We start from the raw sequence: 25,022 nt of genomic DNA, 5'->3' as shown, positions 1-25,022 counted from the left end.
CGGAGGCAACGCTGCTCGGGTCTCCTGCGAAAACGACGCATTACGAGTTGTCCGATCTTGGTCCGGGGGCGTCTGTAGACGTCCGTGTAACAGGCTCCACTGCCGGTCAGAGCAGGTTCGCGAACCTCAACGGACGTCAGTGGACAGTGCCGGATCGGGAGGCAAATGAGACTGCAACTGAGACTGGCCGCTGATCTCGCCGCGCCCCCAAGAACACATCAGGCCCGGTTTCCATCTCTGGAAACCGGGCCTGACCTGGTGTTTCTCTGTCGGGGTGGCGGGGGTTTGAACCCACGACCTCTTCGTCCCGAATAAGGTTAGGACGAGATCGAGACCTGATGACGAAGCTATCTGCACAGGTCAGGGGCTTGGCATGAGTTGGTCTCGCATGGCCCACGGGAGGTGCGGGGAGAAGACCTTCTCCCAGGTTTCTCCCAGCGTCTCGCGCCGGACGGCGGCCAGCGGTGTCGCCAGCTCTGCTGGCTACTCTTCGGCCCATGGGAGCCGTCCCGGAGGCGTCCGCTCTCAGGTGCCTGGATCAGATCAGCTGGACGCCAGCGCGTCCGTGCTCGATGAAGAACTTCTGGGCGTCGAAGGCTGGGGCGCCGGGCCGGCTGACGTACTGGACGTCGTGCTGGGCCGCTACGTCCGCCTCCTGCGCAGCGGGGTACGCACCGCCGACCCGGGAGCGCGACCGTGATCGCCGCCGACTCCCCGCTCAGACGAGCCCGCTTCCGTCGACGGGTGCGCGCCCTCGCCCTCCACTCAGTGGCCCCGCCGAGATCCGGGGCCTTGGACGCCGGGGTCAGGAACCGCTGGCGGCCGAGGCGGCGGCAGCCGCGGCTGCCGCCGAACTGCCGTCCGAGGACGAAGCCGCAGCCGAAGCCGCAGCCGAAGCCGCAGAAGAATCGTCAGCTTCAGTGCCGTCAGGCTTGGTGCCATCGGCCTTCAGGGTCGCGTTCTTCTCGCTGCCGTCGGAGACGGTCACGGCACCGAGGGAGCCACCGCTGCTGACGGCCGAGCAGCCGCCCTGATAGAGGACGACGACGTCACCCCGGGCAAACTTGCAATTACTACCGGTGACGGTGAGGCCACCGTCGTCCGCTGCGGCCATCGAAGCCGAGGCTCCGATCATGCCCGCGGCGGCGAGCATCACGACGGCGAGCCTGTGCGTCTTCCGCATTACGTCTCCTTTTCCCGGTCCTGTTCCCACAGGAACGACGCTACATACCATCATGAACTCATCACGCACCGTGCGCATCGCGCTACCGCCGTCCGGATGATCAAGACGCTCTCCTACTCGGCTTCGGTGCCCCAAGCCGTGCCCAGCATGGAGGCGTGTGAGCCGCTCCCGGCGTCGCCGTCGCGTCCGCTGAACGAGAAAACCCCAGGTCGGAAGTGTTTCCGACCTGAGGTTTGATTCAGTGGCCCCGCCGAGATCCGGGGCCTTGGGCGCAGGGTCAGGAACCGCTGGCGGCCGAGGCGGCGGCAGCCGCGGCGGCGGCCGAACTGCCGTCCGAGGACGAAGCCGCAGCCGAAGCCGCAGCCGAAGCCGCGGAAGAACCCTCATCTTCATCATCATCGTCGTCGTCGTCGCACTGATCGAGGGCGGTGACGCCACTCGGGGCAAACTTGAAATTACTACTGGTGACGGCGCTGCCGTCCGCTGCGGCCATCGAAGCCGAGGCTCCGATCATGCCCGCGGCGGCGAGCATCACGACGGCGAGCCTGTGCGCCTTGCGCATAATGTCTCCTTTTCCCGGTCCCGTTCCCACAGGAACGACGCTACGTACCGTCATAAATTCACACATACCGTTCACGCTGCGCTACCGCCGTCCGGATGATCAAGGCGCTCTCCTGCTCGGCTTCGGTGCCCCGAGCCATGCCCAGAATGGAGGCGTGCGAGCCGCTCCCGGCGCCGCCGTGGCGTCCGCTGAACGAGAAAACCCCAGGTCGGAGGCGTTTCCGACCTGGGGTTTGAGATGAGCCGCTTTCGGGATTCGAACCCGAGACTTACGCATTACGAGTTGTCCGATCTTGGTCCGGGGGCGTCCACCGCTGTTCGTCGTGCTGCTTGCGCCCCTGGTCAGAGGGACTACCGGGCTTCGACGGACGTGAGCGGATCTCCCCGGAACGAACAGCGATCGAGACCACGACTGAGGCCATGACTCTTCGTCCTGAAGGCGCTCAACATCGCCACAGGCCTACGTCACACGCTGTCGATGCCTGCCTTGTTCGCGGAAGGTTCCGGGAGTCCACCGAGGGGCTTACCTGACCCGCTCCATCGTCTACGACTTCGATTGATCGGGCAGAACCTTCGTCAAGGCTCCTTCAACAGTGGCTTTCGCCGCCCCCGATCCAGGAATTAGGGCCAGAGCGGCCGCCGCTAGCAGAAATACTCGGACAGAAGCCCCAGTCGCCTCACCAACTCCAGGCAGAACGGGAATCATCAAAGCAAATGCAACCATGATTGCTGCAGGTGTGCAGTGCCGGGCGATTCTTGCAATTCTAGAAGATCGTGACAACTCTGGAGCGTTCGCTAGCAGAGCCTCCGTGTCACCAGAGAGCGCATTAACGAATCCTCTGGTTAGGGAATCCTCGATGGCCGAATACTGGGACTCATTTTGCACCTTTGCCAGCTCCGCCGAGTGACTCCGAATTACAGCCCCGACCGCGAATGCGGAGGAATCGACCAATACCGAGAGGAATCAGTCTAGTTCTGACCTCGTGGAATCGACCCCGGCGCCGATCACGCCGAACGTGAGGCCGCTACCCCGACCGGTGGCCGTCGGCTTCCTCAAGTCGACCGTGACGGCCAAGCCGGTCCAGGCGATCGAGCAGCCGACCGTGACGCCGGTCGAGCGGCGTGCGGTGGCTGCCGAGTCGACCCGTCCGCGCCGGGCCACGGGCCGCGTGCCCGAGGTGGCCCGGACCCCGCGCCCGAAGCGCACCCCGGATGAGTTGCTGGCCGACGCTCGGAAGGCGACGGCCGATTGGCCGGACGCCAGGCTGACCGCTGAGGGCATCCGCCGTGAGGTCCGCACCTCGCCGGCGAACGCCCGCGCCCTGCGCGACACCCTGCGTGCCGAACGCGGCGTTCAGGTCGCGTGATGGCCGCGCTGCCCGTCTATCGGTGGCGGCTCGCTCCGGACGGCTACGCGACCTACCGCCAACTCCGCGTCCTCGGTCTCCGTCCGGGTGGTCAGGGGGTGGCGGCGCAGGTGGAGCGGCCCCGGCGCCGTCGCGGGCTGCTGGTCGCCTACCTCTATCGCATCGACCGCGCCAAGCCGGTGCGTCCGATGACCCCGGCCCGCTGGGAGGCCCTGGCCAAGGCCAACGCCGCCCGCCGCACCTGCCCCGAGTGCCGCCACGACGCCGGCTACGTCATCCCGCCCTCGCTCGGCATGTGCTCGACCTGCGCTTTCCCCGACAACGCCCCGGAAGGTGCGTCATGGAACAGCTCCCCGCACACCGTCCGTTGACGGTCGTGCAGCTCCCGGACGGCAGCCACGTCTACGCCGACCCTGCCTCTCTGCCCGTCCAACAGCCCACCGGGCCGCAGGTGGTGCACATCCACCAGGCGCCGCCGGACCGCACGGTGCAGCGCGTCGCGCTCGGCTCGGGTGTCGGTGCCGGTGCGGTCGCGGCCGGCGTCTACTTCGGCCCGCTGCTCGTCGGCGCCCTCACCGCCATCGCCGCAAACCTCGCGATGCTCGCCTTCATCGCGCTCGTGCTCGGCTGGGCCGTGGTCACCGTGGTCCGCTCGGTCACCACCGGCACCAAGAACACCGGCAGGACCGGTCGGAAGGCCCGCTGAAACACCGTGAGGCCGTAGGCGGCCCACAGGGCGCCCGAGAGGCCTTCCAGGTGGGGTTTGACCCCCGGAAGGCTGATCGGCTGCCAGAAGCCCCGTAGCGACGCAGGGTGACGGAAGTTTCCGCCCTCGCGCGCGCACGAGTAGAGGGCCCCTCGGAAACCAAGAATCCAGGAAACCAGCTACTCAACGTGACGGTGGCGGGCCAGGTCAGGGCCCGCCACCGTCCGACCCACGGAGAGAAGAGGAACCCGTGAGCCAGTCTCAAGTCTGGCGGACCCACCGCCAGTACGCAGCCACCGCCGCGCGCTGGACGGCCGACCACTGGCGCAAGGAAGCCGACCGCCGCCGTGCCCTGCGCGCCGAACGCAAGCCGCTCGTGCGCGATGCCCGCCGCGCGCTCGCCACCGCCCGCGCCATCGACCCCGAGGGCATCACCCCCATCCGCCACCGCGCCGAACGCGAACTGCGCACCGCCAAGCGGCGCGTGCCCGATCCGATGTGGCTGTTCGCCACCAAGACCGCCGCCGTCCTCGGCGTCGCCGGATACGTGTGGCTGCCGCTCGTCTCCGCCCGCGTGTGGGTGTGGTCGGCCGTGGCCGTCGTCGCCGCCGTGACTGCGCTGACGGTGTGGGTGGCCGTGCGCGAGCGCGACACCACCGGGTTGAAGCCCACCGCTGAAGAGTCGGCGCTGCTGAAGCGGTTGCAGCCGCAGCACTGGAAGGAACACGCCGAACAGCGCGGCCTCGCGGGCACGCTGACCGGCCGGCCCAAGCTGACCGAGGCGGGCATCGTGTGCGCCGTCCGCCTCGACGGCACGTGGACGGCGACCAAGCTCCGCGCAGCCGAGGACCACATCCGCGCCCTGCTCGGCGCCCGTACGAGCCTGCGCATGCAGATCAAGGCGGGCAAGCAAGGCGGCTGGGCCGAACTCATCCTGCGCACCTGCAGCGCTGCCGACGGCGACGACCTGACGTGGACGCCCGAACGGCGCTCGCTCGGCGTCGACACCGTCACCGGCGAGTCCGTGACCGTGCCGCTCGAGGAACGGCTGCTGATCGCCGGTCGGTCCGGCGCGGGCAAGTCGGTGGCCTCCCGGCCACTGCTGTACGACGCGTCCGAGGGCGAGTCGAACGCGCTCGTCATCATCGACCTCAAGCGCGTGGAAGGCCGCCTGTGGGACCACCGCGCCCGCGTCGCCTCCACCCCGCACGAAGTCGTCGACGTGGTCGACGAACTGGAGACGGAGATGCTGGACCGGCTCAGCATCCTGCCCAAGGGACAGGACACCTGGACCCCCACCGCCGACCGGCCGCGCATCACGGTCGTCGTCGACGAGGGCGCCGAGGTCATGACGGCCGCCGACAAAGTCCCGTACGAGACCGAGACCAGCGACGGCAAGACCCGCAGCGTGAACCGCTCCGCGCTTCCGGGCCTGGAGTCCATCGCCCGGATGGGCCGCGCAGCGTGCATCGACCTGTGGTGGATGACGCAGAAGCCCACCATCGGCGACGACATCCCCAAGCAGATCGCCCCGCAGATCGGCGTCTCCATCTGCCTGGCCGTGCGTACCCCCGCCGAGGCCCGCGTGGTCCTCGGTGAGGACGCTCAGGCCAAGGGCTGGAACGCCGACGAACTCCCCGTTCCTGGTGTGGCGCTGGTCCGCGACGGCAAGCGCAAACCCGACCCCGTCAAGGTCCGCTACATGGACAAGGCCGTCGTCATCGCCCTGCCCGACCGCACCCCCTGGTCCCGCTCCGTCGCTCCCACGGTGGAAGCCGCGGGCGCCCCGACGCTCACCCTCGTCAAGGACACCGCGCCCGAGGAGGCGCCGGCCACGGACGGCGCCGTCGCCCGCGTCCTGAAGGCCATCGAGACCGCCGACGGATCGGTCCGCCAGAAGGACCTGGTCACGCTCACGGGCCTGTCCAAGGGCGCCGTGTCCAAGGCCGTGAAGACCCTCACCACCGGCGGCACGGTCGTCCGCGCCCTGGACGGCCGACTGACCGCCACACGCGGCGACGACACCGCCGCCGCCTGAACCACCAGCGAAGACGGCGGCGGCCCCCATCCGACCAAGAACCGGGGCCGCCGCCTGTCCACCTGCCATCAACAGACCTGTGGAGGTCTCCCAGCATGACGCAACCGACCGACATTCGAGGAGAGCACCTGCGTGCTGCTCTCTCCCTGGCAGCCTCCGGCGTGCCAGTACTGCCGTTACGAGCCGGGAAGGTGCCCTTCGGCAACTGCCGCCGCTGCGCCGACAACGCGTGCGGCGGCCGACCGAACATGAAGACCCCCGGCCCCTGCACCTGCCCGGCGCCCTGCCACGGCTGGGCCGCCGCCACCACCGACCCCCGCGTCTGCAACTCGCCGACATGGGATCGCGCGTGGAGCGCCGCGGCAGCGGTTGCCTACCACCCCGGCGGCGCTGGCCTTACCGTCGTGGACCTCGACAACCCGCACGCCATCGCCTGGGCGAGTCGGACCCTGCCGTCTACCCAGACCGTGGCCACCACGCGCGGAGAGCACTGGATCTACCGGGGCACCATGCGGTCTGTGAACGGCGTCCGTGACGGCGTCGACATCAAGTCCACGATGGCCTACGCCCGCTGGCTCGGGTTCGGTACCGGCACCATGACCGCGCTGCCGGATGCTGTGCGTGCGCTGGCCGTGAGCAGGCCCTCCCCGACCCGGCCCGCACCGCAGGCCATCACCGTGCCCGCACCGGCCTGGGGCGAGGAGTGCCGCCATCGCACGCCCGCCTATCTGGAGCGTGGCATTGCCATGGCGGAGCAGCGCATCACCGAGGCCACCAGCGGCGTGCACAGCACCGTCTACCGCACCTTCCTGGCCGTGCTGTCGACGCACGGCCGGTGCGGCTGCCTCACCGACAGCCACATCGCGCGGCTGTTCACCGCCGCGCAGGCCAAGGGTGAATCCCCCCGGCACTGCACCGACGCGTGGACCAACGCCCGCACCAGGTTGGGACTGTAGCCATGTCCGAGGACGAAAAGACTCCTGCCCGCGAGGTCATCGCGGACTACGCGCAAGAGCGCTTCCGGTACTTCCGCACCGCCGACGGGACCGTGTACGCGCAGAAGAACGGCCACCCCGTGGCCCGTCCGATCCGCTCCCAGGGCACGACGGGCAGCCACCGACAGGAACTCATGGTCGGGCTGTTCAGGGACGGGCTGGGCGTGTTCAACGGGACCGCGCTCAAGGAGGCGCTGGACCTGATTGAAGCCCTCGCGCTGACCGAGGACGTGCAGCCCGTCCACATCCGCGTCGCGCCCGGATTCGACGGCGCGACGTGGCTGGACCTGGGCCGCGATGACGGGCAGTCCGTCCGTATCCACCCCACCGGTTGGGACATCGCCATCCCCGACCCGCGCGAGGTGTGCTGGCGGCGCACCCAGCTCACCGGGGAACTGCCCCTGCCGGCCAAGGACACTGACGGCAAGGGCATCGACCTCCTGCTCAGGCTGTGCAACTTCGCCACCGCGGAGGCCGAATGCCTGGCCATCGCCTGGCTGATCGGCTGCCTCGGACCGTCCGTACCGGTCCCTGCCCCCTTCCTCACCGGTCCGCAGGGCGCGGGCAAGTCCACCGGGGGGCGGATGCTCGTACGGATCATCGAGGGCATGAGCGGCGACCTGCGCCGCGCCCCGAAGGACGAGGAGAACCTGATCGCGGCCGTCGCCGCCGGATGGGTCACCGCCCTGGACAACCTGTCCCACATGACCCCGGACCTGTCCGACGCCATGTGCTGCATCGTGACCGGCGCCGAGAACGTCAAGCGCGCCCTGTTCACCGACGGGGACGTCTTCCGCGTCGGCTACCGCCGGCCCCTGCTCCTGACCGGTATCGACGTGGGAGTCATCCGGCCCGACCTCGCGGAACGGCTCCTGCCGCTGCGTTTGGAGCGGCCCCGCGTCCGGCGCACCGAGGCGGAACTATGGGCGGAGTACGCGGAGGTTCTGCCCGTCGTCCTCGGCTCCCTCCTGGACCTCACGGTGAAGGTCCGCGCGGTCGCAGCGGAGACCCCCACCGACCTGCGGATGGCCGACTTCGCGCACCTGTGCGCGCAGCTCGACGCCGCGACCGGCCTCGGAGCGCTCACCGCCTACCGGGCCAGCCTGGACGACCTCAACGACGACGTGATCGAGGGCGATCTCCTCGCCCAGACCGTCCTCAAGCATGCCGACACCATTGAGCCGGGCTCGGTGCAGCGGATGACCTCCACTGAATGGCTGCACTGCCTCAGTCGCCTCTACAGCGACGACGAACTGCGCCCCCTGCCCAAGGGCTGGCCGACCACGGGCAAAGTCCTCTCCGACCGACTCAAGCGCCTCCAGCCCACCCTTGCCGCGCGCGGTGTCCTCATCGACTCCGGTCGCACCAGCGAGGGCCGCTACCTCGAAATGACCCGCCCGGCCACCCCACCCCCACACGAGCAGAAGCGGGTGTTCTGACCCGCGATCCGCGCGCTCGCCCAGACAAGCAAGAGGAGCACCAGCGGCCGTGCGTGCTCCTCTTGCTGTTCGGCGGAACGCCGCCCCAAGGTCGTGCCGCGCAGCGGCTCCTTCTTCACGCTGTAAGGCGCACCGAACTACAACAGACACCCCCTCTTTTGTCCTAAGAGGGAAGACGCTGCGTCATCTGCGTCATGCAGGCCGGAAAACGGCCCCTGACCTGCTGCTACAGCCATGACGCAGACGGCGGAGCCTGCATCATCCTGCGTCATCTGCGTCATGCGATGACGCAGCCCATGACGCACCGATGACGCACCCCCAAACCACTGCGTCACACGAAGCCGCAGGTCAGAAGCCTGAATGACGCTGATGACGCAATGACGCAGAAATTCGCACCTCGGACACGCGCGGAGTCCGGGAAACCCCCGAAGCCAACGCGACTCAACCTCTGAGGACCACATGAGCCGAACCCGTCCCGCTCAACCCGACCCCCGCGCCACCCTCCGCAGCGGTCTCCCCGACCGGTACCTCACTCCCGACGACATCGCCGAGATCTTCGGCGTTCCCCTCGAAACCGTCTACCAGTGGCGCAGGAAGCGCACCGGCCCTCCCGGCTTCCGCGTCGGTAAGCACGTTCGCTACGACCCCGCCGAAGTGGGGGCCTACGTCACTCAGCTCAAGGACGTCGACCGCGTCGCGGCCTGACGCAGCCTTACACACCGTCAGGGGCGGCCGCTGAGCGGCCGCCCCTGCTCCATGCTGGGAAAGGACTCCGCTCCTCATGGCAGGCCACATCCACGACCGCTGGTTCACGACCACGACCGGCACCGACAGCAAGACCGTCCGTGTCAGGACCGACCGCCACGGCAAGGGCATGCGCTACCGCGCCCGCTACTTCACGCCCGAGGGGAAGCGTAAGGAGAAGTCCTTCCCCGACGGGCAGAAACGCCAGGCCGAGCAGTGGCTGAGTGCCATGCAGGCAGACGTAGCCCGCGGCGACTTCATCGACCCGAACGCGTCCCGCACCACGTTTCAGGAGTTCGCAGAGAAGTGGCTCGCGAGCCAGAGCGGCGACCCGAACACTCGGGCGTCGATGGAGTCTCAGCTCAGACTGCACGCCTTCCCGCGCATCGGGGCGCGTCAGCTCGGGTCGTTCCAGCCGAGCCACATCCGAGAGTTCGTGACGCAGCTCGAAGCATCCGGCATGTCCGGCGCGTACGCACGCGTCATCTTCTCCAACGTCCGCGCTGTGCTCTCCGCCGCCGTAGAAGATGGATGCCTTCGCCGGAACCCCTGCAACTCGCGCACGGTGACCCCGCCGGCCATGGGTGCGCGCCGCGTCGTCCCCTGGGAGCCGAGGCGCGTTTTCGACGTGCGCGCCGCCATGGTCGAGCGCTTCCGGCCCATGGTCGACGTGGGCGCCGGATGCGGCCTGCGGCAAGGGGAGATCCTCGGGCTGTCCGTCGATGACATCGACTTCGACAGCGGCACTCTGCACGTAGTGCAGCAACTCAAGCTGAGCCTGAGCAAGGCCGTGTTCGCACCCCCGAAGGGCGGCAAGCTCCGTGACGTCCCTCTGCCCGATCCGGTGGCAGAGGCGCTACAGGAGCACATGAAGCGATTCCCGCCGGTAGAGATCAAACTCCCGTGGATGCGAGCGAACGGCCAGCCGGTGACCCGGCGGCTCATCTTCACGGGGCCCAACGGTGGGCACATCTGGCGGACCTCGCTGAACGAAGACCACTGGAAGCCCGCTCTTGCGAAGGCCGGCGTCATCCCGAAGGCCAAGAGCCGCGAGCACGCCGCCGCCCGCGAGCACGGAATGCACGCCCTGCGGCACTTCTACGCGTCCGTCCTCCTGGACGCCGGAGAGAGCATCAAGGCCCTCGCTGAGTACCTCGGGCACTCCGATCCGGGGCTGACGTTGAAGGTGTACGCGCACCTCATGCCGAGCAGCCGGGAGCGGGCCCGGAAGGCTCTCGGGCGAGCGCTCCGGCCGCAGAGCCCGGGGGCCTGAGGGCCCAGAGAGGGCCCAAGCCGTGAAAATGCCCCTGAGTCGCGCCGTCTGCGCAGCTCAGGGGCATGATCACGAAACTTACTTCTTCTTGCCCTGGTTCTTGACCGCCTCGATGGCGGCTGCCGCGGCCTCCGGGTCGAGGTACTTGCCGCCGGGGGTCACGGGGCGGAAGTCGGCGTCGAGTTCGTAGGAGAGGGGGATGCCGGTGGGGATGTTGAGGCCCGCGATGTCGGCGCCCGAGATCTGGTCGAGGTGCTTGACCAGGGCCCGCAGGCTGTTGCCGTGGGCGGCGATCAGGACCGTGCGGCCGCACAGGAGGTCGGGGACGACCGAGTCGAACCAGTACGGGAGCATGCGGGCGACGACGTCCTTCAGGCACTCCGTCTGCGGGCGCAGCTCCGGCGGGAGGGCCGCGTAGCGCGGGTCGGAGAACTGGGAGTACTCGGCGTCGCGGTCCAGCGGCGGCGGCGGGGTGTCGTAGGAGCGGCGCCACAGCATGAACTGCTCCTCGCCGAACTCCTGAAGGGTCTGGGCCTTGTCCTTGCCCTGGAGGGCACCGTAGTGGCGCTCGTTCAGGCGCCAGGAGCGGTGGACCGGGATCCAGTGGCGGTCGGCGGCCTCCAGTGCGAGCTGGGCCGTGCGGATCGCGCGCTTCTGGACGGAAGTGTGGACGACGTCGGGCAGCAGGCCGGCGTCCTTCAGCAGCTCACCGCCGCGGACGGCCTCCTTCTCGCCCTTCTCGTTGAGGTTGACGTCCACCCAGCCGGTGAACAGGTTCTTCGCGTTCCACTCGCTCTCGCCGTGGCGGAGCAGGATCAGCTTGTACGGTGCGTCGGCCATGCCTCAGAGCGTAATCCACGCATTCGGCCCCCTGTCCCGGCGCCCGGCAGGCGGACGGCCGCACCGCCGCGGCGTCCGACAGTTGACGGCTTCTGCTAATTGAGTGGTCCTGCGCATCCCCCTCCTCGTAAGTTGTGCTCGCCGCATCAGCCGCTTACATCCACGGGGGTCGCTCCATGTCCGTCGCCAGTCTGAGACGCGCCGCCCGCGAGACCGTCTCCGGGCTCCCCCGTGAGTTCTGGTGGCTGTGGATCAGCACCCTCGTCAACCGGCTGGGCGCCTTCGTCGCCACCTTCATGGCGCTGTACCTGACCCTCGGCCGCGGCTACTCCGCCTCGTACGCCGGTCTGGTCGCCGCGCTGCACGGCCTCGGCGGGGTCGTCTCCTCGCTCGCCGGGGGCGTGATGGCCGACCGGCTCGGACGGCGGCCGACCCTGCTCATCGCCCAGACCTCCACCGCCGTGTCCGTCGCGGCGCTCGGATTCGTCCGGGAGCCGGTCGCCATCGCCGCCGTCGCCTTCCTGGTCGGCATGGCCAGCAACGCCTCCCGGCCCGCCGTGCAGGCGATGATGGCCGACATCGTGCGTCCCGAGGACCGCGTCCGCGCCTTCTCCCTCAACTACTGGGCGATCAACCTCGGCTTCGCCGTCTCCTCCATGGCGGCCGGCTTCATCGCCGAGTTCAGCTACCTCGCGGGCTTCCTGATCGAGGCCGGGATGACGCTGGCCTGCGCGATCGTCGTCTTCCTGAAGGTGCCCGAGTCCCGGCCGGGCCTGGACGCGCAGGTGGGCCACGAGGGCGGCGACGCCGTCCGGCTGGGGACCGTCCTGCGGGACGGGCGGTTCATGGGTGTCGTCGGGGCGTCCTTCCTGATCGCCGTCATCTTCCAGCAGGGGTCGGTGGGACTGCCGGTCGCCATGGGCCGGGCCGGGTTCACGCCCGCCGACTACGGCATGGCCATCGCCATCAACGGAATCCTGATCGTCGCCCTTCAGATCCCGGTCACCCGTTTCATCGAGCACCGGGACCCCGGGCGGCTGCTGATCGTCTCCGCCCTGCTCGCCGGGTACGGCTTCGGGCTCACGGCGTTCGCCGGGTCGGTCGGCGTGTTCGCGCTCACGGTCTGCGTGTGGACCCTCGGCGAGATGATCAACGCGCCCACCCAGACCGGGCTGGTCGTCCGGCTCTCCCCGGTGCAGGGGCGCGGGCGCTACCAGGGCGTCTACACCCTGTCCTGGTCGGTGGCCGCGCTGGTGGCGCCCCTGATGTCCGGTGCCGTCATCGACCGGCTCGGCGCCGAGTGGCTGTGGGGCATGTGCGCGGTGGTCGGCACGGCCGCCGCCCTCGGCTACTGGGCCCTGATGCGCCACCTGCCGAAGGCCGAGCCGGCCACCCGCGTGGAGACCCGCACCGAGCCTCGCACCGAGGTCGGCACGGCGTAAGGCAGGCGCAGGAGCGGGCGCAGACGTCGGCAAGCGCAGACACCGGTTCGCCCGCAGGCCTACGGATGCATCCGCGCCCCCTTCAACGCCTTGTCCACCGCGTTCCTCGGGCCGTACACCGCCAGACCCACCAGGTCCAAGTCGCCGGTCGGCACCGCCCGGACCGCGGCCCGGTTGTCGCGGTCGTTGCCCGTGGTGAACAGGTCGGAGGTGAAGACGGCGCGCGGCAGAGCCCGGACCAGGGCCCGCCCGTGCGCGGCGGTCAGCGTCTCCTTGGTGCCCTGGAAGACCAGCACCGGCTGGCGGAACATCGGCAGGTACGGCACCTCGTCGGCGTCCTCGTACGGCTCCCCGATCACCTCCGGGAGTGTCGTGCCGAGGCCGCTGACCAGGAACGCGGTGACGTTCAGCCGCTGCCAGGGCTCCAGGTCCTCGCGCAGCAGCACGGCGATCTTGGTGTCGAAACGGACGGGCTGCCCGTCGTTCTGCTCGTCGTTCAGCTCGTCCCGCTCGTCGTTCGACTGCTCGTTGTTCATGGGACGAGACTCCCGAACGTCCTGCCGCGCCGTCTTGTACGTTCTTTGCATGGCCCCGCAGCGGAACGTCTCCGCCTGGCGCCCGCGTGTCCCGGGCGTCGTGGAGGTGTTCCACGCGCACTTCACCGCGTACGCCTACCCGATGCACGTGCACGAGGCGTGGACGCTGCTGATCGTGGACGACGGCGCCGTACGGTACGACCTGGACCGGCACGAGCACGGCACCCCGCACGACACCGTGTCCCTGCTGCCGCCGCACGTCCCGCACAACGGCTCCCCCGTCGGCCCGAGCGGCTTCCGCAAGCGGGTGCTGTACCTGGACACCAGCCATCTCGGCGACGAGCTCATCGGGGCGGCCGTGGACGGTCCCGACCTGCGCGATCCGGTGCTGCGGCGGCGGGTCGGGCAGGTGCACACCGCGCTCGCCCTGCCCGGTGACGAGCTGGAGGCGGAGAGCCGGCTGACACTCATCGGCGAGCGGTTGCGCACGCATCTGCGGCCCCGGCTCGCCGTCGGGGCCCCGCGCCGCGACCCCGCCCTCGCCCGCCGACTGCGCGAACTGCTCGACGAGCGGGTGCCGCAGGGTGTCACCCTCGGCGAGGCGTCCGCCCTCGTACAGGCCCATCCCGCCCATCTGGTACGGGCGTTCAGCGGCGCGTACGGCATCGCCCCGCACCAGTACCTGATGTCCCGCCGGGTGGACCGCGCCCGCCGGCTGCTGCTGGCGGGGCGGAAACCGGCCGAGGTGGCCGCCGAGACCGGCTTCTACGACCAGGCCCATCTCACCCGGCACTTCAGGAAACTCGTGGGGGTGACTCCGGGACGGCACGTGGCTCCGTGAGGCGGGCGTGGCTCAGTCGGCCGGACGTTGTGTCAGGTGTGCGAACGCCTCTAGGTTGCGGGTCGGTTCGCCGCGCGAGACGCGCCAGGCGTACTCGCGGCGGATCGCCGAGGCGAAGCCGAGCTCCAGCAGGGTGTTGAAGCTGCCGTCGGCCGCCTCCAGGACCTGCCCGAGCAGCCGGTCGACCTCGTCGGCGGTCACGGCGGCCAGCGGCAGCCGGCCGGTGAGATAGACGTCACCGAGCTGGTCGACGGCGTAACTCACGCCGTACAGCTTGAGGTTGCGCTCCAGCAGCCAGCGGTGGACGGCGGACTCGTTCTCGTCGGGGTGGCGAACGACGAACGCGTTCAGGGACAGCGAGTGCCGGCCGACGATCATCGACAGGGTGGTCGACAGCTTGCGGGTGCCGGGGAGCTTCACGACGTAGGTGCCGGTCCGCGGGCTCTCCCACTCCAGTTCCGCGTCCTTGAGGACGTCCTCGACGACCCGCGTCGCGCGCTGCTGCTCCGCCTCACCCGTGGCACCCGTGGCGCTACCCATGGGGCGAGCGTACGCGACGCCGGTGGGCCTGCAACGCGGCCGTGTACACGTCGGCCGTGGCCGCCGCCGACGCGTCCCAGCCGAAGAACCCCGCGTGCCGGGCGGCGGCGGCGCCCATCCGGTCGGCGAGGCGCGGGTCGTCGGCGAAGCGGCCCAGCGCGTGGGCGTAGTCGGCCGGGTCGTGGCCCTGGACCAGGAATCCGGTCTCGCCGTCGCGCACGGCCACCGGCAGTCCGCCGACGGAGGCGGCCAGGACCGGGGTGCCGGCCGCCTGCGCCTCTATGGCGACCAGGCCGAAGGACTCGCTGTAGGAGGGCATGACCAGGACGGACGCGGCCCGGAACCAGTCGGCGAGCCGGTCCTGCCCGACCGGCGGGCAGAACCGTACGACGTCGGCGATGCCGAGCCGGGCGGCCAGTTTCTGCAGGCCCTCCGGCTTGGCGAGGCCGCTGCCGCTCGGGCCGCCGACGACGGGTACGACGATGCGGGAGCGCAGCTCGGGCCGCCGGTCGAGGAGGACGCCCACGGCCCTCAGCAGCACGTCGGGGGCCTTGAGCGGCTGTATCCGGCCGGCGAACAGCGGGACCAGGGCGTCCTGCGGCAGGCCGAGGCGGGCGCGGGCGGCGGCGCGGCCGTCGGCGGGGCGGAAGCGGGTGAGGTTCACTCCGGGGTGCACGACGGCGACCTTGGCGGGGTCGGCGCCGTAGTGCCGTACGAGTTCGCCGGCCTCCTCGTCGGTGTTGGCGATCAGCCGGTCGGCGGCGGCGACGATCTGGGTCTCGCCGATGACGCGGGCGGCGGGCTCGGGGGTGTCGCCCTCGGCCAGGCTGGCGTTCTTGACCTTGGCCATGGTGTGCATGGCGTGCACCAGGGGGACGCCCCAGCGCTGGGCGGCGAGCCAGCCGACGTGACCGGAGAGCCAGTAGTGGGAGTGGACGAGGTCGTAGTGGCCGGGGCGGTGGCCGGCCCAGGCCTGCATCACGCCGTGCGTGAAGGCGCACAGCTGGGCGGGCAGCTCCTCCTTGGCCAGGCCCTCGTAGGGGCCGGCGTCGACGTGCCGGACGAGAACGCCCGGGGCGAGTTCGACGGCGGGCGGCAGGTCCCCCGCGGTGGACCGGGTGAAGACCTCGACCTCGACGCCCTGGGCGGCCAGCCGCTGGGCGAGCTCCACGATGTAGACGTTCATGCCGCCGGCGTCGCCCGTGCCGGGCTGGTGGAGCGGTGAGGTGTGCACGGAGAGCATGGCGACGCGCCGGGGCCGTCGGTGCAGTCGCAGCCGCGGGGGCACCGTCGGGGAACGGCGCCCGAGCCTGCTGACGTACTGGCTCACGTGGCGTTCCTCCTCGTTGCGGGCATGCCGTACGAAGGGCGCCGAGCGCCCTTCATGACCCAACGCCGGAGGACCTGACTCCATTTCCGCTACCGGGTCCTTTGCCCAATCATTACCGGCGCTCGCTCAACCGTTCGACATCGGGGGGCGTGGCGCTCGCGCGCGACCGCGTACGGGAACGGTCCGGCGCTCACGCGCGACCGGCGCCCGGACGCACTGCGGGTACCTCGGGAGCAGCGCGTCACGCACACGCGCGCAACCCGGCACGACCACCGCACGACACCGCCCGCACGGCACCGCCCGCACGAGCCATACCCTCGTACGCATGACATCCCGCGCAGCGCCCCTCCCCCACACTCGGCTTCGCCCGAGCCGGGGGACCCCCGTCGTGGGAACGGTGACGCGCGGGACGACCAACCCCAACCGGCTCCGCCGCATGGACCGTTGGATCGCGGCCGTGCACGGCGCCGAACTGCGCCGCGCCGCCGATCCGGTGGCCGTCGACCTCGGCTACGGCGCCGCCCCCTGGACGGCGGTCGAGCTGCTGCACCGGCTGCGCACCGCCGCTCCACGCGCGCGTGTGGTGGGCGTGGAGATCGAACCGGCCCGGGTCGCGGCCGCGAAGCCGTACGAGCGCGACGGACTCGTCTTCCGGCACGGCGGCTTCGAGGTCCCCGTCCCGCAGCGTCCGCACCTCATCCGCGCGGCCAACGTGCTGCGGCAGTACGACGAGGCAGAGGTCGCCGCCGTCTGGGAGCGGTTGCGCACGCGGCTCGCCCCGGCGGGCGGGCACTCGCGCGGAGGCCTGCTGGTGGAGGGCACGTGCGACGAGATCGGGCGCCGGCACGTGTGGGTCGCGCTCGGCCCGGAAGGCCCCCGCACGGTGACCTTCGCCACCCGGCTCGGCTCCCTGGACCGCCCGTCCGACCTGGCCGAACGCCTCCCGAAGGCACTCATCCACCGCAACGTACGCGGTGAGCCGGTGCACGCCTTCCTGCGCGACTTCGACCGGGCCTGGGCGAGCGCCGCGCCGTACGCCGCCTACGGCGCCCGCCAGCGCTGGATCCGCGCGGTGCGCGACCTGGCGGCCGACTGGCCGGTGACGGACGGTCCTGGGCGGTGGCGGCAGGGCGAAGTGACCCTCACATGGCGGGCGTTGGCGCCGCGCGCCTGACCGGTGACAGCCTGCCGCGCGGCGGCGCGCGTATCCGCCGTGACCAGCGGGGAACGATCTTTGCGGTGCGTTCGTCACACAGACGGGGAGATCGCCGGGGGATCGCCACACCTCTGTCGCTTTGCGCCGAGTCGTGGCACGATCGCCCGAGCGTCTGCATGTTACTGACGGTTAACCAGCCGGGGGGCGAGTATGGGACGGAGCAGGCACAGCGTGCTCGCGGCGGCTGTGACCGTGGTCTGCGCGGTCACGCTGCTGGGCGCACCGGGCACCGCCTTCGCACGCGCGCTGCCGGAACCGACGCCGCCGGCCGCGCCCGCTCCTTCGGCCTCGCCCTCGGCCTCCCCCTCCGTCACGCTCCCGCCGGACAAGGATCTCCAGGCCGTCCGCGCCAAGCTGGACAAGCTGTACCACGACGCGGCCGTCGCCACCGACGCCTACAACCTGGCCGCGGAGAAGACGAAGAAGCAGTCCGCCGAGATCACGGACCTGAACCAAAAGATCGCCGAGGGACAGCTCACACTCGACGGGCTGAGGGACCGCGCCGGCGCCGCGGCCCGCGCCCAGTACCGCACGGGCGGCCTGCCGCCCGAGGTCCAGCTGATGCTGGGCAACGACCCGCAGGACTTCTTCGAGGGGGCCGGCCGGGTGCTCCAGAGCCAGCGGGCGACCAAGAGCCTGATCGAGGAAACGGCCCGCGCCCAGCAGGACTTGAAGCTGTACGCGGACGACGCCGCCGACCACCTGCACCTGCTGGAGGCGGGCCGCAAGGCCAAGGCCGCGGCGAAGAAGCGGATCAAGGAGCGGATCAAGGAGGCCGAGCAGCTCGAGGCCAGGCTGGAGAAGCGGCAGCGCGAGCGCCTCGCCGAACTGGAACGGCAGGCCTCCGACCGGGCGCAGTCGGCCTGGCTGGGCACCGGGATCCTCGACGAGCTCGACGGGAAGGCGTCCGCGGCCGGCAGGAGGGCGGTCGAGTTCGCGACGGCCCAGCTCGGCAAGCCGTACGAGTGGGGCGCCGAGGGCCCCGGGACGTACGACTGCTCGGGGCTCACCTCCCAGGCCTGGGCGGCGGCCGGCCGTCCCGTCCCGCGCACCTCGCAGCAGCAGTGGAAGCGGCTGCGGCACGTGGACATCAACGACATGCGGCCCGGCGACCTGATCATCTACTTCGGTGACGCCAGCCATGTCGGGATGTACGTCGGCGACGGCACGATCGTGCACGCCCCGCGGCCTGGGCGGACGGTGACGCTCGCCGGGGCGGGCTCGATGCCGATCCTGGGTGTCGTACGGCCCGACACGGACTGAGGTTCCCACGGCGGGCCAGGGGCCGAGGCGACGGCGGGACACGGCCCCGCACTCCACGGCCCGGCCGGCCTCCGGTGACCCCGGCCACGTGACCGATCGCACCCCCGGGTCGCCGCCAAACCCCCCGGGGACGTGAGCTTCGTCATTCCGGCCCCCGGGTCTCCGTGTCCAACTCCGGTAGGGATCGCGGCATATGACAGAGGCGAAAGCCGGAGCGACGCGCCTCACACCATTCCCCCGCGGCGCCGACTACCGCTAGTGTCCCGTCGGCGGGCCGAGGTCCCTCGTACCCGCCATGCCCTCGGGGGGAGGGAAGGAACCCAGGACAATGCCCGTGCCCGTACCGCGGCAGAGGACAGTCCCGGCCGCGGAGTGCGACCAGGCACAGACCGCGTCCCACGGCGACGACACCTCCGCAGCACAGGCTCCGCGTAAGGAAGCAACCGTCGAGAAGGACAACCGCGCCGGCGCCCAGGCCCACAGCGCCCAGCTCACGCTGCTGCTGATCGAGGACGACCCGGTCGGCTCGCCGATGGTGCCCGAACTGCTCGACTCGTCCGGCAGGCCGATCCGCGTGCGCCGGGCCCGCAACCTCACCGAGGCCGAGCGGCTGCTCACCGATGACGTGCACTGCATCCTGCTGGACCTCGCGCTGCCCGCGCCGGGCCGGTCCGCGGGCGACGACGACGAGCTCGCCGTGCTGCGGCACGTGCTCGAACTCGCGCCCCGGCACGCCGTCCTCGCGCTCACCTCCTCCGGTGACGCGGAACGCGCCGCCCAGGCGGTGCGGGTCGGCGCCCAGGACTACCTGTTCCGGGACGAGTTGGACGGGCGGCTGCTGAGCCGTGCGATCCGCTACGCGGTGGAGCGCAAGCGCTCCGACACGGCCGAGCGCAGGCTCGCCGAGGGCAGGCTGCGCGCGCAGGAGAACCGCCGCCTGGAGCGCGGCCTGCTGCCGACCCCGCTGCTGGACGGGTCCACGCTGCGGTTCGCCTCCCGCTACCGCCCCGGCCGCTCGCGCGCGCTGCTCGGCGGCGACTTCTACGACGCCGTCCGCACCCCCGACGGCACCGTGCACGCGATGATCGGCGACGTCTCCGGGCACGGCCCCGACGAGGCGGCGCTGGGCGTGGAGCTGCGGATCGCCTGGCGGGCGCTGACCCTGGCGGGGCTGTGCGGGGACGAGCTGCTGGGCACGCTCCAGCAGGTGCTGGAGCACGAGCGTTCCGACGAGGAGATCTTCGCGACCCTGTGCGCGGTGGACATAGCGCCCGACGGGCGCCAGGCGGGACTGTGCCTGGCCGGCCACCCGTCACCGCTGGTGATCACTCCCGGCAGGCCCGCCCGGCTGCTGCCGTACGAGAACAACGGCCCCGCACTCGGCCTGCTGTCCGGCGCCCGCTGGCCCCGGATGCAGGTGGAGCTGGGCGCCGCGTGGAGCCTGATGCTCTACACCGACGGCCTGATCGAGGGCCGGGTCGGGGAGGACGGCGAGCGGCTGGGCCAGGACGGCATGGTCGAGGTGGTCCGCCACCAGCTCGACCAGGGTCTGCGCGGGGAGGGGCTGCTGCGGGCGACGGTGAACGAGGTGCGCGGACTCAACGGCGGCGAGCTCACCGACGACGTGGCGGTGGTCCTGCTGGACCGGGAGCCGTAGCCGACGGGAGTCGGGGGTCACCGGCCGCCGTTGTAGGGCCCGTACGGGCCGTCGCTGCTGCTGCCGCGGCGGCGTCCCCATCCGTTCCCGCCGGAGGCCTGCTTGAGCGCGGGCCGCACGTCGACGATGTAGACGATGCTCGCGATGACGCCGATGATCGGCAGGAACGAGAAGATCGAGAACAGGTAGCTCACGGCGAGCGCGATGCCCAGGATGATCAGCCAGAACATCTTGTTCTGCTTGTCGGCCGCGCGGAAGGCGTCCTCGCGCCGGAACGCGGCGTCGAACAGCCCGAACGCGGCCAAGCCCATCAGGACGATCTTCAGAATCCCCAGGAGCCCCTGGAAGCCCAGCATCAGCATGTTGCCCACCGCCCGTTCTCTCCCGATTCCTACGCCGCCACCGTACCCGTAGAACGGGCCGGACACCCCAAGGGTGCCCGGCCCGGGTGCCCGTCGCCCGTTCGGGTGAGGCGATCCGGCGTGTCGGCGCCTGCCCGACGCCACCCGCAGGAGGCCACCTGCCCGGCGCCGCCTACGGGGCGGGCGGGGTGGGCTTCTTCGCCGTGGGCGGGGTCTTGCGCACGGCCGGACCCTTCTTCGACTGGTTCTTCTTGGCCGTGATGGGCGTGGCTCCGGCCTCGGGGCCGTCCTCGTTGACCACGACCGGCTCCGTCCTCGACTCGGGCTGCGGCTCGACGGCGACGGCGAGTTCCTCGACCCCACCGGCGAAGTCCTCGATGCCCTCGGCGGCCTGGCCGCGCCAGGTCTTCACGGTCTGCTCGCCGTGCTCGGCGACCTTCTCGTAGGTCTCGCGGGCCTTGACGGCGTACTCGGCGGCGACGCCGACGCCGCGCAGGGCGAGGTCCTGGGCACTCTCGCCGAGCTTCTTCAGGTCGGCGTCGAGGTTCGTGCTGAGCTTCTTCAGGTCGGTGTCGAGGTAGGTCAGGAAGTCGGTGACCTTGGTCTGGAGGGTCTCCTGCGTCTCCTTGACCCGGACACCGGCCTCCCTGGCGCGGGCGGTGGCCCGTGCCTGGACGACCTTCGGGTCGGTGTTGCGCACCGCGTCGATACGGGCCGGGGCCTCGGCGCGCAGCTGCTCCATCAGGGCGGGCACCTTCTTGGCCTGCTGGAGGGCCAGGTCCGCGGTGCCCGCGGCGAAGTAGAGCGGCGTGGGGTCGCTGAAGGTCTTGCGCAAGTCGTCGGTGATGGCCATGGTGTGGGTCCTCCCGGGTCGCTTGTGGCTGAGGGTTGTGGGTTTCCGCGGTGGTCGGGCCGGGCGCCCGGCCCGTTGACCGTGCGCTCGCTGGGATCAGCCCGCCGCCTCCCGCGGATCGGCGTCACCGCCGGACGTGCGGGTACGGCCCCGCTCGGCGGGGGCGGGCCGGCCGCCGTCCGCCTCGGCGGCGGGCCGGACGGGTATGGAGCCGCCGTCGGTGCCGCCGTCCTGGGCCGCCCGCTCACGGGGACCGTCCGTCTCGGAGGTCCCGAACCCGTTCTCCTTGCGGAAGGACTCGTAGATCTGGAGCAGCACCTGCTTCTGCCGCTCGTTCAGCGACGGGTCGGCGAGGATGACGGCGCGCGTCTCCACGTCGTCCCGGTCCCGCTCGGCGTCGAGGATCCCGGCCCGCACGTACAGCGTCTCGGCGGAGATCCGCAGCGCCTTGGCGACCTGCTGGAGCACCTCCGCGCTCGGCTTGCGCAGGCCGCGCTCGATCTGGCTCAGGTACGGATTGGACACCCCGGCGGCGTCGGCGAGCTGCCGCAGCGACAACTGCGCGTTGCGCCGCTGCTCGCGCAGGTACTCACCGAGATTGCCGACGTTGAGCGATGCCATGCCTCCACCTTGCACCACCCCTGCTAACAATTGCAAGCAACCCGCTTGCAAGAGCGAGCTCCACCGCCCGGGAGCCGGGCTTCCGGGTCAGCGGGGCGGCTGCCGGCGCCAGGGCGGGACCTTGGCGAGGGCCCACAGGTCGTCGAAGTGCTTGTTCCAGGTGGCGACGGCCACCTCGGCCGCGGTCGTGCCCTCGCGCGACCAGACGTTGAGGTCGGTCTTGAAGCCCTTGGGGTCGTAGAACTCCGGGCCCAAGTGCTGAAGCCGCATCCGCGCGGAGAGGTCGTACAGGCCGTGCAGGACGCGCTGCCGGTTGAAGATGCAGATCTTGTCCCGCGGGATGCCGGGGTAGAGACGGTACTCGCACTCGACGAGCACCCTGCTGGTCGCGGTGAGCCGTTCGGACAGCTCGGACAGGATGCCGTCGTACTCGCGGCAGCGTTCCTCCATGCGCCTGCGGAAGTCGGCGTCGTCCTCCGGCGTGTCGCCCACGCCGACCCGGGACGGCACCGTCATCGGCAGGCCGAAGTCGGGCACCAGCATCCGGATGGAGACGCGCCGGATGGGTCCGGGGTCGTCGAAGAGGTCCTCCAGACGGTGGTAGAGCGCGTTGTAGAGCGTCTCGCCCGTGTAACCGAGGAAGCTGATCTCGACCTTGCGGGCCCGGAAGGCCTCACCGACGAAGGTCCCCAGTTCACTGGAGTTCACCAGTACGCGAGCCGGCACCTTGACCGCCGCGCTCAACTCCTTGATCTGGTCGTAGAGCACGTAGCCGACGAGGCTGAGCAGCGCGCCGCCCAGGTAGGCCTTGTCCTCCAGGGCGTCTCCGACGGGCTTGACGAACTGGGCGATCAGGCCGGTGGCGAAGATGCCGAGCAGCAGGACGCGCGTGATCAGCGGTTCGTAGCGCTCCTGCAGTCGGCGCAGCCGTCCGACGCCGCCCTCGTCCGGTGGTCTGGTCCCTGCGGCCATCCGCAACCCTCCCCCGCCCCGCGTCGACCGGCCCGACCGGGCGCCGCACGACCGCGGACAGACCGGCTCCCGGTCCCGTCCTCCCGTCCTGCCATGGTCTCGTCAAGCCAGAGCGCGGGCAAGATAGGGGTTCGCCGCGGCGCGGACGGTGAGTCCGAGTGACCCGATGGCCGCCGCGAGGGTCATCGCGTACGACTCGACGGCGCGGCGGACGTTGGGGGCGTCCAGGCTCGCGCCCGTCACCAGGCGGTCCAGGTCGACGTAGGCGGAGCGGACGGTCTCGAGCCGGTGGTACACGCGCCAGTCCTGCTGCCAGCCGGTCGTGTACTCGGCGGGCAGACGGCGCTCCCAACGGTTGAACATGCGTTCGCGGATCTCCGGACGGGTCGGCGTGAGATGCATGTGCCGGACCAGGTCGTACAACGGGTCACCGATCAGGGCCATCTCCCAGTCGATGATGGTGAGAGCGCGGGCGTCGTCACGTCGGACGAGATTCCACGGGTTCAGGTCGCCGTGCAGGAGCGCCGGACGGCGGGGGCTGATCCAGTACCGGGTGAGGATCTGCTGGAGCCGGGGGGCGTCGGGCAAGCCGAGAAACCGGGCCAGCTGCCGCGATTCCTTGGGCAGTTTGCCCACCATGAGCACCAACTGGTCGCACAGCCAGTTGAAGAAGGTCCCCTCGCCCGCCACCGGGTCGAGCTCTCCGTAGCCCACACGCGTCAACGCGCACAACTGGTCGACGAGCGCGTCCGCCTCGTGTGGCCGCAGGCCGAGCTCCGGGTGGCTGGGCGGACGGTCGGTGTCCTCGGGGCCGACATACGTGTGGATGGCGTACTGCTCGCCCTGGTGGCTGCGGCCCAGGGCGAGGACCTTCGGTGCCTCCACCGCAACGCCCGACTGCTCGATGGCCCGCAGTACAGCGTGCTCGCTGAGGAATCTGGGCTCGCGGCGGCAGACGTTTGCCAGCTTGCGGCGCACCACGACCGGGGAGTCGAACCCCGGCACTCGTACCACCGAGTTGAGGTGTGCGGTGCCCTTGAACACCCGGCTGGCCAAGGCCATCCCCTCGGCGAGCAGGGCGTGATCGATGGCGGAGGCGGGGAAATCGCGCCGCTCCGGGAGGCGCGGGTCCGCCGACCACGAGATCGCCCCGCCCGCCCGGACCGCGCCACCGCTGCGCACCGCCGCCCGGGGGGCCCGCCATCGGAACAGGACACGCTCGATCTCCGCGGTGTCCGGAACGTTTCTGAGCCCGAGTGGTTCGGCACCCGCCTCCAGTGCCCGGCGCACACTCGTCGTCGCCTCGTCCAGGCTCTCCTGGTCGGGCCCGTCCTCCAGGGCCTGCGCCGCCCGCATCACGTCCGGGTAGACGGACTGTGCCCGCTCGAAGGCGACGTAGTGCCGCAGATCCCTGGCCAGGCCATTGACGGCCGCGGGACGGATCCGGTCCATGGCTCCGGCCCAGGCATCGATCACTTCGGCCCACTGATGTCGGGGGTAGCGCATACGGACGAGGTGCGTGGCCAGATCGTGCAGCGGGTCGCCGTAGGTCGCCAGTTCCCAGTCGACGCAGAAGAGGGCCGGATCGTCGCCGGACGCCATGATCAGGTTGTCGCGGTGCAGGTCCGCGTGGAGCAGGCTGTACGGCCGCCTTGCCATGGCGGGCACGCGCGCAGCCAGCTGGGTCAGGGCGTCATCGGGGATGCCTAAGGCGACGAACAGGCCACCGAAGGCATACCAATTGGGCTGCCTGATCTGCCGATCCGCAAGCCTCGCCAGCGTCTGCAGAAACGCCTGGCTGTCCTTGTCGTTGCGCGGCCACTGCGGGGGGAGCGGCGGCAACGCCTCCCTACGGACCTGCGTCATCCGGGCAAGCAGGCCCGCCAGCGCCTTGACCAGCAGGCTGTCGACCGGCTTGCCGTTGCCGCAGACGCTGGAGAGGGGCACACCCTCGACGTATCTGTGGATCGCGAAGGAGTCCTGCTTGACCAGGCACTCGGGAACGTTGGGCAGCGCCCCTCTGACGGCGTCGAGGATCGCGGCCTCGTTCTCCCAAGTTCTGATCACCACGGGCAGCGCCTGGGCACGGCGGATCCGAACGGTCACGGACGTGCCGGCCTTCGTGCGCAGTAGCCGCGCCATGTGGTCCGTCAGGGGGAGCACATGGTTTTGGTTGTGGTAGCCGCTGCTGTACTCGCCCAGTTCGGCGGCAAGCCGCACGAATGCTCGAACGTCACGGAGGG

At 70.7% G+C, this 25,022-nt stretch carries 25 protein-coding genes; 14 read left to right on the top strand and 11 right to left on the bottom strand.

Annotation, left to right across the window (positions count from 1 at the left end):
- Window positions 1-529: 529 nt before the first annotated feature.
- The gene (locus tag ACIHCX_RS31195) at window positions 530-700 is read left to right on the top strand and encodes a hypothetical protein (protein ID WP_400035397.1); all 171 of its coding nucleotides are present in this window, start codon (window positions 530-532) and stop codon (window positions 698-700) included.
- 105 nt (window positions 701-805) lie between these two features.
- Here ACIHCX_RS31195 and ACIHCX_RS31190 read toward each other — a convergent pair whose 3' ends face one another.
- Both ACIHCX_RS31190 and ACIHCX_RS31185 read right to left on the bottom strand, forming a co-directional pair.
- Complete coding sequence (locus ACIHCX_RS31190; RefSeq protein ID WP_400035395.1) at window positions 806-1,183, bottom strand: hypothetical protein; 378 nt, start codon at window positions 1,181-1,183, stop codon at window positions 806-808.
- A gap of 277 nt (window positions 1,184-1,460) precedes the next feature.
- Complete coding sequence (locus tag ACIHCX_RS31185) at window positions 1,461-1,745, bottom strand: hypothetical protein (RefSeq protein WP_400035393.1); 285 nt, start codon at window positions 1,743-1,745, stop codon at window positions 1,461-1,463.
- Window positions 1,746-2,760: 1,015 nt separating this feature from the next.
- Between ACIHCX_RS31185 and ACIHCX_RS31180 the strand changes: the two genes are divergently transcribed.
- From ACIHCX_RS31180 to ACIHCX_RS31145, 8 genes are all read left to right on the top strand, one after another.
- Entirely contained in the window at window positions 2,761-3,111 is a 351-nt protein-coding gene (locus tag ACIHCX_RS31180) for a hypothetical protein (RefSeq protein WP_400035391.1), read from the top strand.
- A complete protein-coding gene (locus ACIHCX_RS31175; RefSeq protein ID WP_400035389.1) occupies window positions 3,111-3,482 on the top strand; it encodes an RRQRL motif-containing zinc-binding protein in 372 nt (123 codons plus the stop codon). The genes ACIHCX_RS31180 and ACIHCX_RS31175 overlap by 1 nt, the downstream gene beginning before the upstream one ends.
- Complete coding sequence (locus ACIHCX_RS31170) at window positions 3,452-3,817, top strand: DUF6251 family protein (RefSeq protein ID WP_400035387.1); 366 nt, start codon at window positions 3,452-3,454, stop codon at window positions 3,815-3,817. Before ACIHCX_RS31175 ends, ACIHCX_RS31170 begins: the two co-directional genes overlap by 31 nt.
- Before the next feature lie 250 nt (window positions 3,818-4,067).
- A complete protein-coding gene (locus ACIHCX_RS31165) occupies window positions 4,068-5,855 on the top strand; it encodes a MarR family transcriptional regulator (RefSeq protein ID WP_400035385.1) in 1,788 nt (595 codons plus the stop codon).
- 95 nt (window positions 5,856-5,950) lie between these two features.
- Window positions 5,951-6,811 (top strand): bifunctional DNA primase/polymerase, encoded by an 861-nt coding sequence (locus ACIHCX_RS31160; RefSeq protein WP_400035383.1) that lies wholly within the window; start codon window positions 5,951-5,953, stop codon window positions 6,809-6,811.
- A 2-nt stretch (window positions 6,812-6,813) separates the two neighbouring features.
- Window positions 6,814-8,289 (top strand): ATP-binding protein, encoded by a 1,476-nt coding sequence (locus tag ACIHCX_RS31155; protein WP_400035381.1) that lies wholly within the window; start codon window positions 6,814-6,816, stop codon window positions 8,287-8,289.
- Between the two features lie 459 nt (window positions 8,290-8,748).
- On the top strand, window positions 8,749-8,994 hold the full coding sequence (locus ACIHCX_RS31150; RefSeq protein ID WP_400035379.1) for a helix-turn-helix domain-containing protein: 246 nt from the start codon (window positions 8,749-8,751) through the stop codon (window positions 8,992-8,994).
- 76 nt (window positions 8,995-9,070) lie between these two features.
- Complete coding sequence (locus tag ACIHCX_RS31145) at window positions 9,071-10,306, top strand: tyrosine-type recombinase/integrase (protein WP_400035377.1); 1,236 nt, start codon at window positions 9,071-9,073, stop codon at window positions 10,304-10,306.
- A 78-nt stretch (window positions 10,307-10,384) separates the two neighbouring features.
- Here ACIHCX_RS31145 and ACIHCX_RS31140 read toward each other — a convergent pair whose 3' ends face one another.
- A complete protein-coding gene (locus ACIHCX_RS31140) occupies window positions 10,385-11,146 on the bottom strand; it encodes a phosphoglyceromutase (protein ID WP_400035375.1) in 762 nt (253 codons plus the stop codon).
- A gap of 176 nt (window positions 11,147-11,322) precedes the next feature.
- Here ACIHCX_RS31140 and ACIHCX_RS31135 point away from each other — a divergent pair, with 176 nt between their 5' ends.
- Entirely contained in the window at window positions 11,323-12,588 is a 1,266-nt protein-coding gene (locus tag ACIHCX_RS31135; RefSeq protein ID WP_400035373.1) for an MDR family MFS transporter, read from the top strand.
- Between the two features lie 59 nt (window positions 12,589-12,647).
- Here the strand turns inward: ACIHCX_RS31135 and ACIHCX_RS31130 are convergent, their stop codons facing one another.
- On the bottom strand, window positions 12,648-13,124 hold the full coding sequence (locus ACIHCX_RS31130) for a DUF2000 family protein (protein WP_400035370.1): 477 nt from the start codon (window positions 13,122-13,124) through the stop codon (window positions 12,648-12,650).
- Window positions 13,125-13,173: 49 nt separating this feature from the next.
- Between ACIHCX_RS31130 and ACIHCX_RS31125 the strand changes: the two genes are divergently transcribed.
- Window positions 13,174-13,965 (top strand): helix-turn-helix domain-containing protein, encoded by a 792-nt coding sequence (locus tag ACIHCX_RS31125; protein ID WP_400035368.1) that lies wholly within the window; start codon window positions 13,174-13,176, stop codon window positions 13,963-13,965.
- Window positions 13,966-13,977: 12 nt separating this feature from the next.
- Here ACIHCX_RS31125 and ACIHCX_RS31120 read toward each other — a convergent pair whose 3' ends face one another.
- A complete protein-coding gene (locus ACIHCX_RS31120; protein WP_400035367.1) occupies window positions 13,978-14,505 on the bottom strand; it encodes a YbjN domain-containing protein in 528 nt (175 codons plus the stop codon).
- Complete coding sequence (mshA, locus tag ACIHCX_RS31115) at window positions 14,498-15,835, bottom strand: D-inositol-3-phosphate glycosyltransferase (RefSeq protein WP_400035364.1); 1,338 nt, start codon at window positions 15,833-15,835, stop codon at window positions 14,498-14,500. The genes ACIHCX_RS31120 and mshA overlap by 8 nt, the downstream gene beginning before the upstream one ends.
- Window positions 15,836-16,223: 388 nt before the next feature.
- On the opposite strand from mshA, the gene ACIHCX_RS31110 reads away from it, so the two are divergent.
- From ACIHCX_RS31110 to ACIHCX_RS31100, 3 genes are all read left to right on the top strand, one after another.
- Window positions 16,224-17,009, top strand: coding sequence for a class I SAM-dependent methyltransferase (locus tag ACIHCX_RS31110; protein WP_400035362.1), 786 nt, complete (start codon window positions 16,224-16,226; stop codon window positions 17,007-17,009).
- Window positions 17,010-17,201: 192 nt separating this feature from the next.
- A complete protein-coding gene (locus ACIHCX_RS31105; protein ID WP_400035360.1) occupies window positions 17,202-18,314 on the top strand; it encodes a C40 family peptidase in 1,113 nt (370 codons plus the stop codon).
- A 328-nt stretch (window positions 18,315-18,642) separates the two neighbouring features.
- Window positions 18,643-19,971, top strand: coding sequence for a PP2C family protein-serine/threonine phosphatase (locus ACIHCX_RS31100; RefSeq protein ID WP_400035358.1), 1,329 nt, complete (start codon window positions 18,643-18,645; stop codon window positions 19,969-19,971).
- Window positions 19,972-19,988: 17 nt separating this feature from the next.
- On the opposite strand, the gene ACIHCX_RS31095 is transcribed toward ACIHCX_RS31100, so the two are convergent.
- The 5 genes from ACIHCX_RS31095 to ACIHCX_RS31075 form a co-directional block, all read right to left on the bottom strand.
- Window positions 19,989-20,333 (bottom strand): DUF2516 family protein, encoded by a 345-nt coding sequence (locus ACIHCX_RS31095; protein ID WP_400035586.1) that lies wholly within the window; start codon window positions 20,331-20,333, stop codon window positions 19,989-19,991.
- Between the two features lie 172 nt (window positions 20,334-20,505).
- On the bottom strand, window positions 20,506-21,186 hold the full coding sequence (locus ACIHCX_RS31090) for a hypothetical protein (RefSeq protein ID WP_400035356.1): 681 nt from the start codon (window positions 21,184-21,186) through the stop codon (window positions 20,506-20,508).
- A 96-nt stretch (window positions 21,187-21,282) separates the two neighbouring features.
- Window positions 21,283-21,807, bottom strand: coding sequence for a helix-turn-helix domain-containing protein (locus tag ACIHCX_RS31085; protein WP_400035353.1), 525 nt, complete (start codon window positions 21,805-21,807; stop codon window positions 21,283-21,285).
- A gap of 87 nt (window positions 21,808-21,894) precedes the next feature.
- Entirely contained in the window at window positions 21,895-22,779 is an 885-nt protein-coding gene (locus ACIHCX_RS31080; RefSeq protein WP_400035350.1) for a hypothetical protein, read from the bottom strand.
- Between the two features lie 102 nt (window positions 22,780-22,881).
- Window positions 22,882-24,999, bottom strand: coding sequence for a phosphotransferase family protein (locus ACIHCX_RS31075; protein WP_400035348.1), 2,118 nt, complete (start codon window positions 24,997-24,999; stop codon window positions 22,882-22,884).
- Window positions 25,000-25,022 lie beyond the last annotated feature (23 nt).

It is taken from the genome of Streptomyces sp. NPDC052043 (assembly GCF_044548235.1).
GTDB lineage: Bacteria > Actinomycetota > Actinomycetes > Streptomycetales > Streptomycetaceae > Streptomyces.
The sequence above is the reverse complement of the archived record's forward strand: the minus strand, read 5'-3'. Positions and strand labels throughout refer to the sequence as shown.